The sequence below is a fragment of the Micromonospora sp. CV4 genome, from assembly GCF_003667455.1.
GTDB lineage: Bacteria > Actinomycetota > Actinomycetes > Mycobacteriales > Micromonosporaceae > Micromonospora.
In genome coordinates, this window is sequence record NZ_RCVI01000168.1 from 1 (window position 1) to 2,162 (window position 2,162).

Annotated in this window: 2 protein-coding genes; both read right to left on the minus strand. The window is 78.8% G+C overall.

Annotated features, from left to right (window positions below; translation table 11 throughout):
- Positions 1 to 1,002: cobalt-precorrin 5A hydrolase (locus EAD98_RS03910; protein WP_199723276.1), on the minus strand; the 1,002-nt coding region annotated here is incomplete at its 3' end.
- The coding region (cbiE, locus tag EAD98_RS03915) for a precorrin-6y C5,15-methyltransferase (decarboxylating) subunit CbiE (protein WP_121652704.1) at positions 999 to 2,162 on the minus strand (1,164 nt) is incomplete at its 5' end. The genes EAD98_RS03910 and cbiE, both read right to left, overlap by 4 nt.

The window sequence follows — 2,162 nt, forward strand, 5'->3', positions numbered from 1 at the left end:
GTGGCGCGGCGCGTGCCGCGCCACCGCCACGGTGGCCATCGCCGACGCGGTCTTCGGCACCAGCAGCGTGGCGTCGCCCGCCCGGCCGGTCGGGCCGAGCAGCGCCGAGGCCTCCGCCACGCTCGGCGTGCCGACCGCGGCGCGGACCACCTCGCTGGGATGCGGCACGTCGACCGCCGCCAGGTTCGTCGCCGGCCAGGTCACCAGGGGTACGCCGAGCGCGTCGGCGGTGCTCAGGATGCCCGCCTCGTCGGCCTTGACGTCGGCGCTGGCCAGGCAGCGCAGGCTCGCCGGGCTGAGGCCGGCCTCGGCCAGCACCCGGCGCAGCAGCTCCGCCACCTCGGCGGCGGGTACGCCCCGACTCGCGCCGACGCCGGCGACCAGCGACGGCGGCCGCAGCACCGCGGTCCGCCCGTCGAGCGGCACCGTCCGGTCGGTGACCAGCAGCCGGTACCCGTCGTCCGCCACGTCGTCGGCGGTGACGCACACGTTCGGGGGTAGGGCCGGCAGCGGCCAGTCGGCGTCGGCGATCAGGCGGACCGGTTCGCCGTCCAGGATGGCCCGGGACACCGCGGCCACCGCGCCCTGCACCGGCCAGCCGAGGGTGTCCAGCCCGGGCAGGCCGACCGCGTCGGTGGCGGTGGTGACCACCGGCCGGGCGTCCAACAGCGCGCCGACCCGCTCGGCGAGGTCGTTGCCGCCGCCGGCGTGCCCACCGAGCAGGGCCACCGCGTGCCGGGCCGCCTCGTCGACCACCACCACGGCCGGGTCGGTGCGCTTGTCGGAGAGCAGCGGCGCGACGATCCGCACGACCGCGCCGGTGGCCAGGAAGGCGACCACCGCGTCGCACCGCGTCCAGGCGGTCCGTAGCGCGTCGGCGACGCTCTCCCCCTCGACCAGCCGGGCGTGCGGCCACGCGGCGGCCACGGTGTGGGCGTGGCGGCGGCCGGCGGCGGTGGCCGCGACCAGCCCGATCCGGGTGGGCGTACTCAGGTCGTTCACGGGCGCTCCCCGGTGAGGACGACCACCGGGTTGGTGGCCGCGAGGCGGATCGACCCGCCGGGCAGGTCGGCGAGGCGGGCGGCGGAGAGTTGACTGCCCTCGACCGTGTAGCCGGCGGCGCGCAGCAGGCCGACGGCGGGCGCGACCCGGTCCAGGGCGGCCAGGGTGAGCACCACCCGGCCGGGTTCGCGGGCCACCACGGCGGCGAGGACCTCCGGCCCGCCACCGCCGACGAAGACCGCGTCGGGCTCGGGCAGGCCGGCCAGCGCCGCCGGAGCCCGCCCGACGACCAGCCGGACGTCCACGGCGTGCGCGGCGGCGTTGGCCCGGATCGTCTCGCCGGCCCGGGCGTCCTGCTCGACGGCGAGCACGGCCGCCCCGAGCAACGCGCACTCGACGCCGACGGAGCCGCTGCCGGCACCGACGTCCCAGACGAGCCGGCCGAGTCGGGGTCGCAGGCGGGCGACGACGAGGGCGCGTACCTCCGACTTGGTGATCATCGAGTCGCGGTGGGCGTAGCGGGCCTCCGGCAACGCCCACCCGCCGTAGGGTGCGGCAGCGGGCTGGTTGTCCGACCGCATCCCACCCGACGACCCGCGCCCTGCCGGGCCGGCGTCGGACAGCTCGACGCACCCGGCGGCGACCGCGTCAGCACGGCCGGCGTCAGCGGGGATCGCGATGCTGAGCAGCACGTGCGGGTCGGACCAGGTCTCGGTCGCGGCCCGCTCCGGTGTCACCTCGCGGACCCGTTCCGCGTCGGTGCCCAGGTGCTCGGCGACCAGCAGGCGGCGGGACCACCCGATCAGGCCGGCGCCCAACTCGGCGACGCCGGCGCCCGGCGCGGTGAGCACGGCGACCAGCGGGAGCGCCCGGCAGGCGTTCAGCGCCGGTCGCGGGTCGCGGCCGTGCGCGGTGACCACGGCGGCGCCGTCCCACGGCATCCCCGCGCGGGCGAACGCGGCGGCCACACTGGACACCGCAGGGACCACCCGCAGCGGCAGCCCGGCCGCGCGCAGCCGCCGCACGATGCCGAACAGGCCGGGATCGCCGCTGGCCAGCACCACGGCCGGCACGCCGTCGGCGACGGCGGCGGTCAGCCGGCGCACGGCGGGGGCGAGCGAACCGAGAGCGACGGTGGCGGCGCCGGCCGGTACCGGCAC